The following is a 16,156-nucleotide window of genomic DNA, read 5'->3' as shown; positions in this document are numbered from 1 at the left end:
TTCTTTCTCCCAACATGTCAACAACAGATTCTATTTTGAACGCATTTTGCTGGATGCTGATTCATTCGCTCTGGCAGGGAATTCTGGCCGCGGTCTTAGCCGGTCTGGTTATTCTTTCAACACCCAAAGCGGGGGTTCGGTGGCGGTATGGCCTGCTGGTTTCGGTGGTTTTCCTGTTTCTGCTGGCCTGCGGTTTTACCTTTTTCCGCCAACTGGACTCATCCGGTATCAGCTCTCCCCCTTCTGTGACTTCTACAGGTCATGAAACCCTTCCCGCATTCCGGCAAACCCGCATTCCCGTTTCGCCGGGACCGCCATCGACATTCTGGCAAGTCACGGTCCAATTTCTAAACACACACACCGATTGGCTTATGGCGATCTGGGCCTGCTGTTTTCTTTTCAAAGCGGCTCGCCTGTCGATTGGTTTGCGGCATTTGCACCAGTTGCGCCACCGAAACATCCACCCGCCGACCGAGCGGTGGCAGTCGGAGTTGCGTCGCCTGTGCGGTTTACTCGGCATTTCGAAAACCGTCCGGCTGCTGGAATCGGAACGCGTACAGGTTCCCGTCACCATTGGCTACCTCAAACCGCTGGTTTTGGTCCCGTTCGGTCTGCTGGCATCGCTCTCGCCGGAACAGGCCGAAACCGTGCTGCTCCACGAACTGGCACACATTCGGCGGAAAGATTACCTGGTGAACCTACTGCAATGTGTGGTCGAAACCGTCTTTTTCTTCCATCCGGCCCTGCTCTGGATTTCGGCGCTGATCCGGGAGGAGCGCGAAGCCTGCTGCGACGATCTGGTGATGACCACCGCCGGAAACCGAAAAAGCTACCTCGAAGTGCTGGTCCTTTTCCAGGAAAGCCAGCTTGGCGTCCTTCCGCTGGCGATGGGCCTGGCCGACCGGCGGATGCCTCTTCTGAACCGGGTGAAACGGATGCTTTCCAAAGAAAATCAGCCGTTAACCAGCCTGGAAAAAATCCTCCTGATGCTGGCACTGGTAGGCATGACGGCCTTTACATTTTTACCCGCAACCCCATCGACTCCCCCAAAAACCAAAACCGGGTTTCAGCAAGCGGAGCAAAAACCCGCCCCTGCCAGGCAGAAACCACAACCGGCCCAAACGCCATCGGTCAAACCCAGGAAGACTGCACCCAAAAAAGCGGCTTCGTCCAAACCGAAACCCGTCCAACCTCTGGTAATCGACACGATCCGGTTTGAAAAAAAGCCTTTTACCAGCATCCGGTTTGATCCTACCAATCAGCAAAACAGCCCGGAGGTGACCATTACGGCCATCGATGAAACCGGCAAAAAATACACCATCCTTAAGCACAATGGACAGGTGGCCGGTTTATCCATCAACGACCAGCCCATTCCGGCCAACGAGCTTGGCCGGTATACGGAGCTGTTCCAACAGGTCGATCGCTTCTTCGGGGAGCATCTGGAACGAAAGCATAAACTCATCGAAGAACGACTGGCCGGAAACCGGGAGGAGCACAGAAGGAGCCAGGAGAAAATGAAGCAGGCGATGGCGACCAAACAGGAAAGGCTCCGAAAGGAAAGAGCGGAATTGTTCGACAAAAACCGGGAGCTTCACCCACAGAAAGAAAAATTTCACTTGCGCGGAAAAGAAATGCTTTTGCGGGAGAAGGAAACGGCTTTTCAGATTTCTTCTGTAAAAAAGAAGCGGGAATTTGATCACGCCCGGATTCAGCCGGATGTCGACCGTATCCACAGCATCATGGCCGATCTGGTTCAGGAAGGCATCGTCCAGGATTTGGATGCCATCGACTGGTTTGGTCTGAGCGAAACGGAGTTGATCGTCAATGGCCGAAAACTATCGCCCGAACTGCACGAAAAACTGCGAAGCAAATACGGTATTCGACCGCAATACGGTTTGTATTACGGCCCCGTTCAAATGTCCGGCACCGGTTTTTTCCTGGATCGGAAAGAAACGTCTACCCCATCCAAAGAGTAAACCAGCGGATAGCATTCAGTTTAACGGAGAAACGATGTAGAAGTCAGCTTTTCCGGGAAGTTAAAAAGGGTTGTATCGCAGAGTTACGCAGAGAAAATCAGAGTTACGCAGAGGAAAACTCCGCTAAACTCTTTTTAACTCCGCTCAACCGCACGGGCGGCCCCGTCCGCGAAACAACCTTTTTTTGTCTTGCATCATTTCTCCCGTATTTTGCTTTTATGAACACAGTTCAAGGAGGTGGAAAACCAGCCGCGTACGGCAAGACCTGGTGGGGACAGCAATGGCTCAACGCCCTGACCAAAATCGACTGGTCGAACCGCCTGCCCCGGGGCCGGGCTTATGCCAACAAAGGCGCGGTTAAGGCTATTCAGATTAAAAATGGCAGCATTGAAGCCCAGGTACAGGGCTTGAGGCCACGCCCCTATAAAGTGACCGTCAAAATCCCGGCCTTTACCGAGCGCGAAAAACAACAGCTTGTCGGTGAAGTACTGACCAATCCGGCTTTGCTGGCCCAATTTCTCAACCGCGAACTCCCTGCCGACCTCAACGACTTCGCCGAACGCAACGGCATCCGGGTCTTTCCGCGCTCGTGGGCCGATTTTCCAATGAGCTGCTCCTGCCCCGATTTTGCGGTGCCGTGCAAGCACCTGGCCGCCGTAGTCTATCTGATTGCCAACGAAATTGACCGAAACCCGTTTGTGGTCTTCCAGCTTCACGGTCTGGATGTGTTGCAGGCCCTCAAAGACCAGAACCTCGACGTCAAAAAAGGCACCACCGTGTCGTTTCCGACGGCCGCGGAACTGTCGAAGCCGGAGCCGTTCGACCCAATCACACCCGACGAAAGCATCTGGTCGACCCTCGATTTCAGCCGGATGAGTCCATTGGGTGACAAGTTGCTGAAGTTGTTGCCGGATAACCCGATTTTCTGGGAAAAGAACTTTAAAAATACCCTCGGAAAAGCCTACAAGCTCGCGGCAAAAGGAGCCGCCAAAGTTGCACCGGAGGACACCCCAAAGCTTGACTCCTTTGCGTGGCACCACGACCTGACCCTGCATTGCGACGCTTCGTTTCGCCTGCAACGTCTCTCGTTTCGCGATGGCGACGCGCAAACCGTATCAACCCTCCAGCCCGACAACCTGAGCCAGCGTTTCAGCAACACCCTGCTGACCGACGATCTCCGGACGGTAGAGCAGGCGTCGGACACGCTGCGGGCCTTGTACTGGATTCAGCACTTTTGCCTGAAACTACTCGAAAACGGGGCCATTCTGCCGCAACTGCTGCAAGTCGAAAAGAACACATTTGCCGTTCGCTGGCTTCCGGCTACCAACGAAACCACCGTCAAAGCGCTGTTTGACCAGTTGCTGGCCATTACGCCCGCCAACGTAGTCAGGGTGTCGCTGGCGGGCCATCAAGCCGGTTTTCAGGCTCCCGTCGAGCAGTTGTTTACCCTCTGTTCGCTGTTTCTGAGCGAATACATGCGTCAGTTTACGCAACCGCTGGGACAATCGTATTACGACTTCAAATCGCGAAACCAAACCCACTGGTTTGAGTGGCCCGACGAACTGTTTTTCCAGCACCGCCCGGTTTCGTTCGATGGCAAGGGCATGAGCGATTTCCCGGCGACCATTCAGCTCTGGCTCAATCCGTTCTACATCACGCACAAACAATGGGTGCCGCTCCTGCGCGTGGCCGATACCGAACTGGGTGAACAGTTCACGGTGGACGTTCTGGCCGAAGACCGCAGCCAGCCCCTGCAACCGCCGGTTGAACTTCATCCCTTTCTGACCCAAAAGCAATTCGACCCCGTCAAGTTCGATTTTTTGCAGGATTTGATGTTGCTGATCAATCATTTTCCGCAACTGAACGCCGTCGTACGGTCGCAGGGGCAGCAAAAGGCGGTTTTTGACGCCCAGACGTTTGTCGAAATCCTGCTCGAAACCCTGCCGGTGATGCAACTGTTAGGCATCTCGATTCTGTGGCCCAAATCGTTGCGGGAGTGGATTCGGCCGCAGGTGTCGGGGCAAATCAGGAAAACCGCCACCGACAAAGCCGGTTCCTTTCTCGATCTTGATACGATGCTGTCGTTCGACTGGCAGGTGGCGCTGGGTGACGAAAGACTGTCGCCCGAAGCGTTTAGGAAACTGGTGAAAGGCGCATCCGGTCTGGTCAAAATCCGGGATCATTACGTGCTCATTCAACAGGATGAATTGGATAAACTCTACCAAAAACTCGAGAATCCACCCAAACTGGCGGGCAACGACTTACTGAAAGTAGCACTGGCCGAAGCGTATATGGGAAACCACGTTGGGTTGTCGCCCGATGTCATTGCCCTGCTGCGTGAACTGACCCAACCGGCGCCCGTATCCTTACCGAAAGGGTTGCGGGCCGACCTTCGCCCCTATCAGCTACGCGGTTACGAATGGATGGTGAAAAACACGCGACTGGGCTATGGCAGTCTGATCGCCGATGATATGGGGCTAGGGAAAACGCTCCAGGTCATTGCCCTGCTGTTAAAGTTTAAGGAAGAAGGCCGGTTTGAGAAAAAACGCGGTCTGGTGGTGGTGCCAACCACCCTGCTGACCAACTGGCAGAAGGAAATCATCCGGTTTGCTCCCGGTCTGCGGGCTGCGATCTACCACGGCACCAAACGCCAGTTCGATCTGGACGACTGCGATGTGCTGTTGACTACCTACGGACTGGTCCGGAGCGACCTCGATGTGTTGAAAAAGCAGGCTTGGCACACGATGGTGATCGACGAAGCGCAGAATATCAAAAATCCGGGTGTCGAACAAACCAAGGCCGTAAAATCCCTGAAGGCCGATGTGAAGATTGCCATGAGCGGAACGCCCGTCGAAAACCGCCTGTCGGAGTTCTGGTCGGTGCTCGACTTTACCAACAAAGGCTACTTAAACACCCTGCCGAAGTTTATCAACGAATTTGCCAAACCGATTCAGATGGAACGCAATCAGGCGCAGCTTGAGGTGTTTCGCAAAATAACCGCGCCGTTTCTGCTGCGCCGACTCAAAATTGACAAAAGCATCATCACGGATTTGCCCGATAAAATCGAAAACAACCAATATTGTTTGCTCACCAGCCAACAGGCCGCGCTCTACGAAGGGGTGGTCCGCGAAAGCCTGAATGCCATCAACAACGAAGACGGGATTGCGCGCCGGGGACTGGTGTTGAAGCTCATGACGGCCCTGAAGCAAATCGGCAATCATCCCACGCAGTATACCAAAAAGGGCCAGGCCAAACCCGAGTTGTCGGGCAAAATGGCACAGTTGTTCGAACTGCTGCCCACAATGTATGATGCCGGCGAAAAAGTCCTGATTTTCACACAGTATCGGGAAATGGGCGAATTGCTGGCCGGGTTTATCGAAACCGAATACGGCACAAAACCGCTGTTTCTGCACGGCGGCACCGACCGCAGGCAACGGGATGCGCTGGTGGATCGCTTTCAGACCGACCGCCATGCCAGCACTTTCATTCTGTCGCTCAAGGCGGGGGGAACCGGGCTGAACCTGACGGCCGCCAACCACGTCATTCATTACGATCTGTGGTGGAACCCCGCCGTCGAAAGCCAGGCGACCGACCGCGCCTTCCGGATTGGGCAAACCCGCAATGTAATGGTCTACCGGCTTATCAACCAGGGAACGATGGAGGAAAAAATCGACGCCATGATCCGCTCCAAGCGCGAGTTGGCCGACCTCAGCGTATCGACCGGCGAAACCTGGCTCGGTGACCTCAGCAACGAAGACCTGCGGGCGCTGGTCAGACTGGAGAAGTAGAAAGCGTGAAGACTTGAAAACAATTCGTCCTGTCTAGTCATAAATAACTAGTTGACGCTCCCATACCGGGTTGCTGTGAACTGATACTATTTTACCATTTCTGTCTGTCAACTGGCAAAAGCCGGAAAATGATGACGCAATTTTTCAAACGGCCCCTTTGCAGGACTTACACATGCCCGTATTGCTTCCAGCAAAAAAGGTCATTTTGGACAAACAAAAGTAAGTATTTTTACGCAGACCAGTTGCGATTTTTAGCCCCAAACCCGGTTCTGTAAGCCCGATGTACTTAATGCGTTACCATCACCAGTTTGGTAACCATCCCCCGGGTAGTTTCTACCCGGAGCAGGTAATTTCCGGTTGGCAAATGGCTCACGGCAATGTGAATGGATGTTGGTGTGGGCCGCGAGGATCGAACGGAAAGCAGTTGCCCCTGCACGTCAGTCATTTGCAAAGTTTTGACGCCCTGATCGAGCCAGTCCGATTCCAGAATCACTTCCGTCGACGCCGGATTGGGGTATAATCGTGCCTCCGAAGACAACGCAGCGGTGGCCGTGACGGTCTGCCGAAATACTGGCACCACTGGGAAATCCCGGAACAAGGTGGCGGTTTCGGTGCTGGCGTCGGTTCCAAACCAGTCCGTCAGAATGGCCGCATAGACCTGCCGGAAATCGGTCTGCATCTTCAGGTTGTTATTGTCCAGATCGCCCAGATTCGGATTTTTGCCTACCATCGAAGTCTTGACGGCACTGCCGAAGACAAACATGGGTGCCGAGGTGCCGTGATCGGTACCGAAACTCCCGTTCGATTTGGCCCGTCTCCCAAATTCAGAAAACGTCATGCCCACCACCCGCTCATCGACTTTCAATTGGGTCAGGTCGTTCTGGAACGCCAGAATCGCGTCGGAAAGCGTTTTGAGCAGGTTCGCGTGCGTCCCCGTGGTCGTATCGCCGGACACCACCTGATTGGCGTGGTTGTCAAAACCGCCGAGGGTCACGTAATACACTTTGGTCTGCAAGCCCCCGCTGATAAGCCGGGCAATAATTTTGAGTTGGTCGCCCAGCGCGTTCTTTTCCGGATACACCGCCAGATTTTTCCCTTTGCCGGCCGCCGTTTTGATCTGCCCGGCGTAACTGACCGAACTGGCCTGCTGCTGACGAATGTAGTCGATCTGCTGTCCGGCATAGCCCGGAAGGGCGGACAGCGGGTCTTTGGGCGTGTCGCCGACCAGCCGGGCGAAGCTATCCGGATTTTGAAGCACAATCGCCATCGAGTTGGTGGAACCGAGCAGGGTGGTCGCCGTAACGTACCCAATCTGAATAGCTGGCGGGTCCGGCATCTTATCGTTCGGATACTTGTCCGGAAAACCGGGAAACCGATTGTCCAGATACCGCCCGGTCCAGCCGGAAGTTGCGGTTTTGTCAGCATCCACCCCCGTCATCCAGATGTCGCTCGCCCGAAAGTGGGAAAAATTGGGCGACGGGTACGACACTCCCTGCACGATGCTCAGCCTGCTTTCGTTGAAAAGTTGCTGCATTCCGGTCATCGCCGGGTGCAGGCCGGTTTCGGGATAGTACTTCAATTTCAGGGCTTTGGCTCCGGGAATGGCAATGTTTCCCCGAAAACCCGCGGATGAGTATGTACCCAACTGATCGAGTGGAATAACCGTATTCAACCCATCATTCCCACCCTGCAACTGGATGATGACCAGCACCCGGTCGCTCTGCTCGGCCAGGCTGAGCAGCGACTGGACGAACGACGACGGGCGCGCAAAGGCTTTGGCTCCATATCCATCGATCAGAACCGGCAGGACCAGCGACGAAACCGCCTGTTGTAAGAAATCACGACGTTTCATAGTATTCATCCATTAGGTTACCTGATACTCGGCCATGCGAAAAACGTATTGCAGGAAAGCGGTTAATTTGATTTGAACGGCTTGCTTTTTGGCCATGTCATTCGGCGATTTTATATAGTCATTCCACTCACCGGTCCACTCGTAACGCGGAATGGAGTTGAGCAGGATGGTATCAATCAGAAAGTCTTTCTGCGGCTGGGTGAGGGTTAGTGCCAGCAATTGCCCGGTCAGGTCGTTCACCAGTTTGGCGGGATCACTGGGGTCAGACAGGGTTTTGACGTACGCCAGCACATCGATCACCGGTTTTGCGTTCAATTTCAGGGCATTGGTCGTCAAGGCATCCCCGAAAAAACCGCGTAGTCCCAGCGTGGTCGAATTGATCCATTGCTGATAGTAGCCGGTTTGGTAGTAGGCCGTCCAGCCGAAAACCGTAGGCGGATTCAGCAAATCCTGCTGCTGCTCTTTCACGCGGGCGTAGAGGTAATTCCCAATCTGGTAATAGGCCGTCAGATTTTGATCCGATGCCTGCAAGCCCCAGAATCGAAACGTTCCGACCACCAGGTCTACCGGTGATTTAATCACCGCCCCGCGCAGGGCTTCGTCGAAAAAATGCTGGCTCTGGAAGAGAGCAGCCAGCACCGGTTTCAGTTCGAAATTGCTTTTCCGGAATACCTCGGCCAAGGGCTGGATAAAATCCGTTTCGACCTTGGCCGGAATGTCTGCATTGACAAACCAGCGGTACAGTTTTCGGCAAATATAGCGGGGCGTTTCGGCATTTCGCAGCAGCATATCCAGCAACTCATTCAGCTCGTCGACCCCCGCACTGGCGCCTGAACGACCTTTAATGACCGTATTTTGGTAGGCTGCCGAGAATGTTTTGTCGGTCGTATCGTGCCGGTTTGCCCGAAAGACCGTGCTGATTTCGGCTTTGGTCGCATCGCGATACCCGGTGTCGGCCCAGCCCGTCAGCACTTTGGCGGCCGCCCGAACGTCGTCTTCCGAATAGCCGCCATTACGGCCCGTGACAAACAGCTCCTGAAGCTCACGGGCGTAGTTTTCGTTGGCGGTTCCGGCCACATTCTGATTCCCGTTCAAAAACCGCAACATGGCCGGGTCCTGCGTGACAGCCACCGCAAGAGCCTTGAAATTGCCCAGCGCATGTTGCCGCAGCAGCGCCGAATACCGGTACATAAACCGATAATCATTGACCGTCGAATCGCGGGTTACGAAATGATTCGACCAGAAGAGGGTGGTTTTTTCGAGCAGCGACAACGGCTGATTGAGCATCAGATTGGCCCACCAGTTCTTGACGTAACCGGTTAGCTTTCCCGCGTTGACCGTATCGAAGGGCTGGTCATGAAACGGCTTGCCGGTGGTTAGATCAAGGGGTGGAGCGGGCTGGGACTGGTCGGCCAGCAACATGGTCACGAGCCGGGCAGCCGTTTGCCCGGTCAGGCTTTTCACCTGACTCGCCGTCGGACCAAAGGTGGCCCGTCTCAGCAGATGGGCCACCTGATCGGCCGTCAGTGGACTCAGATACGGATCAAGTAGTGACACGGCATCAGCAATAAGAGTATGACAGAGAGATCAGGTATGTGCAGATAAGCCAAACCCGCCAGTCGGTTCCGGACTATTGTAGCCAGAGTAGACCAAAAAGTAACTTGCAACAAGTTCACCAATATCTACCTGAAAACAAAATCCTTTCCGTCAAGTATTTACCCAAAACGACCAGGTATTCATTGGTACTGGCATATGGCCAGACATCAGTTTATTTTAGGGGATCACGCCATATTGACTTGACTGATGTTATGAAACCCGTTATTTTTTTTCTTCTTGCAGTGATCCCGTATCTGTTTTGCGGCTGTGGGCCGGAAGACCATGCGCTGGTGGTCAGCACCTACAATGGTCACACGCTGCAACTAATCGACCACACCACCGTCCGGAGCATTGGTGAGCGAAACCACCAGGCGGTGTTGGTATTTGACGGGAAAACCGTGTGTGACTACAATGCCGGGTTCCCATTGCTGCCGGAGCAGTTTCCGAACTGGGTCATCCGCAACTACGACCTGGAGATTTCCAGCCCCGACCAGACGCCCTGGACGGTTTATATGTCGCCCAAAGCCTTCAGCCGCGCCGAATTCGACCAGTTTATTGCCTGTTTTGAAGCCAAATGGAATGAAATCGATTCGACCCTGACGCATTTCAGCACACCGACCTTCGGTAAGCCGGGTCGCATCGAACGGGTGGTGTACGGCGAAGCACCCAGGCCCCTGGTGTTCCGACCCGCCCGCCTTCGCTACCAAACCGTGTATGGTCCCAATGCCGGGCCCGAAGAAACTTTCATCATCCAGCCCGATGGCACCTGGTCTTTTCAGATCGCCGGCAATGGCGACGGGAGCCGTTTTGTGGCCAATGCCGCCAGTGGAATGCTGATGGCCATCAACGGAGAGTTGTGGCTCGAAAAACCGTTCGTCGTCGATCATCCCATGCTCAGCATTCGGCCCGACATGCTCGACCTCTCCGACTCGGAATACTTCCGGTCATTTGCCGACTCAACCGGAAAACCGTTGCTGAGCATCATGAAATACCCTTTTACGACCAATTAGCAGCCTGATCGGTCAGGCAGACTTTTTGTGCTGAATGAAACCGGTCAAAGATGAGTACCGCGTTCTTTTCGCAGGGATTCTGCCACGGGGAGATAGACGCTGAACGTGGCCCCCAAACCAGTTTGGCTTGTGGCCGTGATGGCTCCGCCGTGGTTGGAGGCAACTTTCTCACAGATCGCTAAACCGATGCCGGTTCCGGCAAATTCGGCCTTGCCATGCAGCCGTTGAAATACCTGAAAAATGCGATCCACATACTTCTGGTCGAAACCGATGCCGTTGTCTTTTACCTCGATGCAGTGGTAAGCACCAGCCGCCCGGGCCGGTTTTACGGTTGTCGGCAACGCGATGCTGCTCACAATTTGGGCCTTAACCTGAATCTCGGGGACTACCAGAACTCCATTGGCTCCCCTCCGGCGAAACTTGAGGGCATTGCTAAGCAGATTTTGAAAGAGCTGTTCAAGTTGCGACGAATCGCCCGGCACCGTCGGCAGCGGATCGACCGTCACCACGGCTTTCGACTCCTGAATCACCAGTTCCAGGTCATTCAGGACGGTTTTGACCACAACCGCGAGGGAGACGGGTTCGACGGTGTCTTGTTGGGTGGAGATGCGCGAAAACGTCAGCAGGTCTTTGATGAGGGCCGACATCCGGCCGGCTGCCAGTTGCATTCGCTCCAGGTAATTGATACCGTCGCCCAACTGCGTGTTGTACTGGTTTTTTAGCAGATCACCAAATTGTTGCACCTTCCGCAACGGTTCCTGCAAGTCGTGACTGGCAATGTAGGCGAACTGTTCCAGGTTTTCATTGGAACGCATCAATAGCTGGTTGGATTCGGAAAGTTCTTCGTTGGTGGTTGCCAGTTCTTCGATGGTCGCGGCCAGTTCTTCATTGGTGGAGGCTAGTTCTTCGTTGGTTGCTTCCAGTTCCTCCGTTCGTTCCTGCACCTGATGTTCCAGGGCAATCTGTACTTTCCGTTGTTCTGTAATATCCTGCGCCGTACCGACCAGCCTGAGCGGTTTACCTTCTGCATTGAAAGAGAGCCGGGCCTGTGCGTGAATGATCCGGACCTGCCCCGTCAGCCGGTTGATGATCGGATGTTCGTTGTCATACAGACCGGAAGATCCCGGCTGGATCGCGGCCGCAATGGCATCGGCAACCGACTGCCGGTACTCATCTGGCAACGGGTTGTAGGCTTCATCCATGTTTTTGGTATTTTCCGAAAAGCCCAACCATTGCTTAAAGCGGTCCGAATAGGTGAATAGGCCACTTTCCACCTCCATGCTCCAGGTGCTGAGTTCGGCCAGTTCAACGGCATCCCGCAGTGCACTTTCGGCTTCTTCAATCTTTTGGCGGGCGCGCCGTTGCGCGGTAACATCCAGCGCCACATTCAGGATAGCATACACCTGGCCCTGCTCGTTGGTCAACGGCTGGTAGGTAAACGTAAACCAGAAGCTTTGCAAACGGCCCTCCACCACCAGATCGGCCTGTTGTTCGGTCGATTGGTAGGCCACGCCGGTTGTGTACACTTCTTCCAGCAAGCCGATGAAAGGCTGTCCTTCCAGTTCCGGCAAAGCCTCCGCCAGTTCCATCCCAATCACCGCCGGGGTTTTCCCCCAGACGTGAATCATGGCGTCGTTGGCCATTTCGATGACAAAATTCCGACCCGCATACACGGCCATTGCCACCGGGGCCTCCGCAATCAGACTCCGAAAACGGGCGCCACTTTCTCTCAGGGATTCTTCGGCCAGTTTCTGATCGTGCACGTCCACCACCGTTCCAATCATTCCTTCATAACGCCCCTCGGCGCTAAACCGGGGATTGCCACTATCGATGGCCCAGCGATAGTTTCCGGCTTTGTTGCGTAAACGATACAAGGCCGAAAAAGGTACCTGCTTTTCATTGGCTTCAATGAATTGCTTTCCGGCATCTTGCTGGTCGTCGGGGTGCGTCATGTTGAGCCAGCCGAACCCTTCCGCTTCTTTATCCGTCTGCCCGGTATGGTCATACCACTGTCGGTTCAGGTAGGAACAATAGCCGTCGGGTTCGGTGATCCAGAGGATGGCCGGCATGGTTTCGACAAGCTGGCGGAAATGATTCTCATTTTCTTCCTCTTTTTCCCGCCCGGCTACCGAAGCCGTTCTTTCAATGCAGGTAACCAATACCCCGCTGATTTGTCCGTTATCATCATAGGCAGGACTGCAACTGAGTGTCCAGTAAATAGCATCCAGCCGGTTGTTGCGGAAAAGGGGAATGAGCAGGTTTTCACTCCAGGTCGCTTCACACGTTGTCCGAACCTGGTCAATCAGGGGGTTGATGATGGACCAACTCTCCGGCCACACGGTTTCGCCCTTCCGGCCCAGAACACCGGGGTGCTTTCCTTCCGCCCCGAAGCTGGCGCGAAACGCATCATTGTAAAAAAAAAGTTGTTCATCACCCCAGAACAGAAACATAGGAAACCGGGACGACAGTATCAGGTTCAGGGTGGTTCTCAGATTCTGTGACCAGTGTTCGATCGGCCCCAAAGCGGTTGCAGACCAGTCTAGCGAACGAATGCGGTTCCCCATTTCACCCCCTCCAGTCGGAAAGTCCGGAGAAGGCGCGGGCTTATTCATACCAGTAGAGTTCATAAATCAAATACGCAGCGCAAAGGCAAAAAAAAGAATTTCGAATAAGTCAACAGAAAGTATGTTTAACAAATAAAATGGACAAATTCCGATTGTATGGCCCCACGGCAAGCTTTTTTTCATTGATCCCTTTTTCCAAACCTGCTTTTTCGGGCAATTTTACCTCGGTTAATCGGTAAAACGCTGGTCAGGTTTTCAATAACCAATCGTTCACAAATGGGTTATTGTAGTACGCACGCTCCCGTGGATTTTTGTTTAGTAACCTATGCTGCCTTCTAAAATAAGTCATCAAAACCGGGAAATTACGCCCGCACTCGCCGAGTTTGGAACCCGTAAAACCATTCCGGCGGTGATCGAAAAAAACGTCCTGGTGGCCTTGTCGTTCTATCCCGAACTGAAAAATACCGTCATCCGATTCGTCTTCAAGCAACGCATCAAATCGTCGGTAATGCAGGCTCAGCCGGTTTTCCGAAGCCTGCTCAACCGCCGGAAAAACCGCTCCTATCAGATCAACATCAGTGCGATGTTCAAACTGACGCATACCGCCATCCCGATTCACCAGATTCCCGATGCCATTTTGATCGGCTGGATCGGCCACGAGCTCGGCCATATCATGGACTACGAAAACCGCAGCAACCTCGGCCTCGTAGGTTTCGGACTCTCCTATGTGCTTTCACCCGCGTATGTCCGAAAAGTCGAACGGATTGCCGACGCCTACGCCGTAAGTCACGGACTCGGGCAGTATCTGATTGAAACCAAACAGTTTATCCTGAATCACGCGGAGCTGCCGCAGGCCTATAAAGACAAGATCGCCCGCTTGTACGTTTCGCCGGAGGAGATTGTCGACCAGGTGAAAACACTGGAAGAGCAGAAGCTGGACGAGCAGAGAAAGGCCCTATGACAGGCTCCTGATGTACTGCTCAAATTCCAGCAAATCGTCTTCTTTCATCACCCTGGGAATTTTGGTCTGCCCCCCCAGCTTTTTGTAGTCCTCGCTCCAGCGGTAGAATTGCTCGACCGGAATCACCTCCGCTTCCACCCCTTTCAGCGACTTGCTCCGGGCTACTTTGTAATTCTTGTTGGCCTCACACAATTCCTGATCCAGCGAGTTTGCAAACGCCTGGTTATCAACCGTCCGATTAGAGCCCACAAACCATTTGTTGATATACTCCCCGTCTTTCCGAACGGCAGCCACCACAAATTCCTTGATTTCCAGATCATACTGGCTCTGCAAATTCTGCATCGCCTGGTTCATCTGAAAAACCGATAATTGCTCGCCCACCACATTCAGAAAGTGCTTCGTCCGTCCGGTAATTTTGATTTCCGACCGTTGCTTGTCCGTAATCATTACCGTATCCCCAATCATGTAGCGCCAGGTTCCCGAAACCGTCGAAATCAGCAACACATAGTCGGTATCTTCCCGGGCCTGTTCCAGGGTCAGAACTTCCGCATTGGGTTTCACCCGGCCGTCTTCGTCCATATTTTCGTCCGAAAACGGTACAAACTCGAAGAAAATGCCGTTGTCCAGAATCAGGGCCAGCGAGGTAGTATCCGGCCTTTTCTGGGTCGCCAGATACCCTTCCGACGTCAGATAGGTATCGATGTAGATCAACGGTTTGGCCAGCAGTTTTTCAAAGCTTTTCCGGTAGGGCTCAAAAGCCACCCCGCCCGTGGTGTAGACCTGCAGATTAGGCCAGATGTCGTGGATCGTGTTCAGGCGGTTGTGCGAAATCACTTCTTTCAGCATCATTTCGACCCACGACGGAATACCGCTCAGGCTGCCGATGTCCCAGGTGGGCGCTTCTTCGGCAATCCGGCGCACCTTTTCGTCCCAGTCGGTGATCGATGCAATTTCGGCACCCGGTTTGTAAAACGCTCTGAACCAAGTGGGTATATTGGCCGCACTGATGCCGCTGATTTCCCCTTCCTGGTGGTCGTCCTTTTCAATGAGGCTGACACTACTCCCCAGCATCATGATCTGTTTCTCAAAAAAATCGGCAGGCAGGTCAAAGTTTTTCAGGCTCATCACCTGCTGCATGCCCGACTTCCGGATAGCTTCCAGCATGTCGTCCGTTACCGGAATGGATTTGCTGTTGCTGGTGGTGCCGCTGCTCAGGGCAAAATAGTGCTGCCCACCCGGCCAGGTCACATTCTGATGCCCTTCCAGCAAATAATGCCACCAGTCATTGTAGAGTTTATCGAAGTCGTGTACGGGAACTTCCCGCTGGAACGCTCCAATCACGTCGTCACTCTGGAGGATTTTGCTGAAGTTGTATTTTTTACCAAACGCGGTCAATCGGGCCTTTTCCAGCAGGTTTTGTAAAACTGTGAGCTGCGCCCTGGCCGGATCGGGTTCCGACGTGATAAAACCGTATACATCAATCGCCTTGCGGATGAATTCGCCAATTACTGCCATAAAGAGTGTTTACCGGATAGGATTCCTACCCGGTACAACCGCTTTGCCGTAACATTGTTTGCCGCCGTGAGTGTATCGATTCAGTCCTGAAACTCAATTTCGCTCCAGCTTTCGGGTTGGTGCGTGTCAGCAACACCGTGCGGGGTGAGCACCATCGCTTGCTGCCCCTGCGAACCCGAAAGCGGCACTTTCTGAAAGCGGCCGAGAAACATCCGCCAGCGGTCGCCGTTTTGAGGTGGCAACGAGCGGCCATTAGCCAGCCACGTCAGGCTCTGCCACGGAATGGCAATTTCCAGACTCCAGCCCCGGTCGATGTCCCGGTTATCGTTCAGGCTGCCATCGAGCCGGACGGCGGTTTGCAAACCGGGCAGGTCGTAGTTCAAAAAAGCCCAACGCAGTCCGCGCGGGTGGTTTCCGTACCAGAAGGTGGCTTCATCCCGGTCGAAGTTGCCCCCAAACGTCATGGCCTGCGGATGATGGACATCGAAAAGCGGCACATCGAAACGTCCGCCTTTCAGGTAAGCATCGCGCCAGATAAAAAATACTTCATACACGGTGTTGCGGGCATTTACCTCCAGTTCGTAGTAACAATCGCCCCCTTCGATGAGTACTTCCAGATCATTTTCCTGAAAAATAATCGAATCCCGTTCGGTCAGGTGGGCTTCCAGAAAGGGCTCTTCGGCCGCGAAGGCAATGTAGAGAAAGTGGTCGTTCCAGCACAGGGCGGTTCGCGTGTCATACAGCCCCGGTCCGGCGGTTGCCATGTCCACGAAGCGGGGGCTCCAGGTGGCCGACTGCCAGGCGGGTTTGGTCAGATCACCATTGATTTCAAGGGTTTCCGTAATTTTTCGGGCGGTATAGTCAGGCATAGCGAAGGGTTGTTTCGGACAAATA

General features: G+C 53.9%; 9 protein-coding genes. 4 read left to right on the top strand and 5 right to left on the bottom strand.

Features of this window, described 5'->3' with window-relative positions; genetic code table 11:
- Positions 1–35 precede the first annotated feature (35 nt).
- Both ACO064_RS26505 and ACO064_RS26500 read left to right on the top strand, forming a co-directional pair.
- Positions 36–1,976, top strand: a complete 1,941-nt coding sequence (locus ACO064_RS26505) for a M56 family metallopeptidase (RefSeq protein WP_421830205.1) — start codon at positions 36–38, stop codon at positions 1,974–1,976.
- 218 nt (positions 1,977–2,194) lie between these two features.
- Entirely contained in the window at positions 2,195–5,764 is a 3,570-nt protein-coding gene (locus tag ACO064_RS26500; protein ID WP_421830204.1) for an SNF2-related protein, read from the top strand.
- Positions 5,765–6,050: 286 nt separating this feature from the next.
- Here ACO064_RS26500 and ACO064_RS26495 read toward each other — a convergent pair whose 3' ends face one another.
- A complete protein-coding gene (locus tag ACO064_RS26495) occupies positions 6,051–7,616 on the bottom strand; it encodes a DUF1501 domain-containing protein (RefSeq protein ID WP_421830203.1) in 1,566 nt (521 codons plus the stop codon).
- Between the two features lie 12 nt (positions 7,617–7,628).
- Complete coding sequence (locus tag ACO064_RS26490; RefSeq protein WP_421830202.1) at positions 7,629–9,173, bottom strand: DUF1800 domain-containing protein; 1,545 nt, start codon at positions 9,171–9,173, stop codon at positions 7,629–7,631.
- 251 nt (positions 9,174–9,424) lie between these two features.
- Between ACO064_RS26490 and ACO064_RS26485 the strand changes: the two genes are divergently transcribed.
- Positions 9,425–10,222 (top strand): hypothetical protein, encoded by a 798-nt coding sequence (locus ACO064_RS26485; protein WP_421830201.1) that lies wholly within the window; start codon positions 9,425–9,427, stop codon positions 10,220–10,222.
- A gap of 44 nt (positions 10,223–10,266) precedes the next feature.
- Here the strand turns inward: ACO064_RS26485 and ACO064_RS26480 are convergent, their stop codons facing one another.
- A complete protein-coding gene (locus tag ACO064_RS26480) occupies positions 10,267–12,834 on the bottom strand; it encodes a PAS domain-containing sensor histidine kinase (RefSeq protein WP_421830200.1) in 2,568 nt (855 codons plus the stop codon).
- Positions 12,835–13,111: 277 nt separating this feature from the next.
- Here ACO064_RS26480 and ACO064_RS26475 point away from each other — a divergent pair, with 277 nt between their 5' ends.
- The gene (locus tag ACO064_RS26475) at positions 13,112–13,747 is read left to right on the top strand and encodes a hypothetical protein (RefSeq protein WP_421830199.1); all 636 of its coding nucleotides are present in this window, start codon (positions 13,112–13,114) and stop codon (positions 13,745–13,747) included.
- Here ACO064_RS26475 and ACO064_RS26470 read toward each other — a convergent pair.
- On the bottom strand, positions 13,742–15,262 hold the full coding sequence (locus ACO064_RS26470) for a GH3 family domain-containing protein (RefSeq protein WP_421830198.1): 1,521 nt from the start codon (positions 15,260–15,262) through the stop codon (positions 13,742–13,744). The two genes, ACO064_RS26475 and ACO064_RS26470, sit on opposite strands and share 6 nt — an antisense overlap.
- An 80-nt stretch (positions 15,263–15,342) precedes the next feature.
- On the bottom strand, positions 15,343–16,131 hold the full coding sequence (locus tag ACO064_RS26465; protein ID WP_421830197.1) for a carbohydrate-binding family 9-like protein: 789 nt from the start codon (positions 16,129–16,131) through the stop codon (positions 15,343–15,345).
- Positions 16,132–16,156 lie beyond the last annotated feature (25 nt).

It is taken from the genome of Larkinella sp. (genome assembly GCF_965227735.1).
Classification (GTDB): domain Bacteria; phylum Bacteroidota; class Bacteroidia; order Cytophagales; family Spirosomataceae; genus Larkinella.
Note: the sequence above shows the minus strand (reverse complement) of the source record. Positions and strands in the feature narration are given on the sequence as shown.

Bases quoted from the DNA above. Each gene is read 5' to 3' on its own strand.
- ACO064_RS26465 (WP_421830197.1), bottom strand. From the start codon at position 16,131: ATGCCTGACTATACCGCCCGAAAAATTACGGAAACCCTTGAAATCAAT.
- ACO064_RS26470 (WP_421830198.1), bottom strand. From the start codon at position 15,262: ATGGCAGTAATTGGCGAATTCATCCGCAAGGCGATTGATGTATACGGT.
- ACO064_RS26500 (WP_421830204.1), top strand. From the start codon at position 2,195: ATGAACACAGTTCAAGGAGGTGGAAAACCAGCCGCGTACGGCAAGACC.
- ACO064_RS26480 (WP_421830200.1), bottom strand. From the start codon at position 12,834: ATGAATAAGCCCGCGCCTTCTCCGGACTTTCCGACTGGAGGGGGTGAA.
- ACO064_RS26495 (WP_421830203.1), bottom strand. From the start codon at position 7,616: ATGAAACGTCGTGATTTCTTACAACAGGCGGTTTCGTCGCTGGTCCTG.
- ACO064_RS26475 (WP_421830199.1), top strand. From the start codon at position 13,112: ATGCTGCCTTCTAAAATAAGTCATCAAAACCGGGAAATTACGCCCGCA.
- ACO064_RS26485 (WP_421830201.1), top strand. From the start codon at position 9,425: ATGAAACCCGTTATTTTTTTTCTTCTTGCAGTGATCCCGTATCTGTTT.